Source organism: Flavobacterium fructosi (assembly GCF_042787335.1).
GTDB lineage: Bacteria > Bacteroidota > Bacteroidia > Flavobacteriales > Flavobacteriaceae > Flavobacterium > Flavobacterium fructosi.
Genome location: NZ_JBHZQA010000034.1, coordinates 1 through 1,279, shown reverse-complemented (window position 1 = coordinate 1,279; position 1,279 = coordinate 1). Strand labels below are relative to the sequence as shown.

Annotated in this window: 1 protein-coding gene; it reads left to right on the top strand. The window is 47.1% G+C overall.

The window, feature by feature from the left end:
- The coding region (locus ACFX5D_RS16230; protein ID WP_465254664.1) for an HYR-like domain-containing protein at nt 1-1,279 on the top strand (1,279 nt) is incomplete at both ends.

Below are 1,279 nucleotides of genomic sequence, written 5' to 3'. Positions count from 1 at the left end.
GCGAACCGCTACTCCATTGCTCGTACCTATACCGCTACAGATGTATGTGGTAATGCTTCAAGTGCAACTCAAACCATAACTGTAGACGATCAGACTGCACCAGTAATCACAAGCATCCCTGCAAACACTACTGTAAGCTGTGCCTCTGCCGTTCCAGCATTCAATCATAATGGCGTAGTCGCGACAGACAATTGTATTGGAACAGTGACCATCACTCATGCCGATGTTGTGACTCCGGGATCATGTGCGAACCGCTACTCCATTGCTCGTACCTATACCGCTACAGATGTATGTGGTAATGCTTCAAGTGCAACTCAAACCATAACTGTAGACGATCAGACTGCACCAGTAATCACAAGCATCCCTGCAAACACAACTGTAAGCTCTGCCTCTGCCGTTCCAGCATTCAATCATAATGCCGTAGTCGCGACAGACAATTGTATTGAAACAGTGACCATCACTCATGCCGATGTTGTAACTCCGGGATCATGTGCGAACCGCTACGCTATTGCTCGTACCTATACCGCTACAGATGCATGTGGTAATGCTTCAAGTGCAACCCAAACTATAACAGTAAATGATCAGACAGCCCCAGTAATCACAAGCATCCCTGCAAACACTACTGTAAGCTGTACCTCTGCCGTTCCGGGATTCAATGATAATACAGTAGTCGCTACAGACAATTGTCTTGGAACAGTGACCATCACTCATGCTGATGTTGTAACTCCCGGATCATGTGCGAACCGCTACTCCATTGCTCGTACCTACACCGCTACAGATGCATGTGGTAATGCTTCAAGTGCAACTCAAACCATAACTGTAAATGATCAGACTGCCCCAGCAATCACTAGCATCCCTGCAAACACTTCTGTAAGCTGTGCCTCTGCCGTTCCGGAATTCAATGATAATGCAGTAGTCGCGACAGACAATTGTATTGGAACAGTGACCATTACTCATGCCGATGTTGTGACTCCGGGATCATGTGCGAACCGCTACTCCATTGCTCGTACCTATACCGTTACAGATGCCTGTGGTAATACTTCAAGTGCAACCCAAACCATAATAGTAAATGATCAGACAGCCCCAGTAATCACTAGCGTCCCTGCAAACACTTCTGTAAGTTGTGCCTCTGCCGTTCCGGGATTCAATGATAATGCAGTAGTCGCTACGGACAATTGTATAGGAACAGTGACCATCACTCATGCTGATGTTGTAACTCCGGGATCATGTGCGAACCGCTACTCCATTGCTCGTACCTATACCGCTACAGATGCATGTG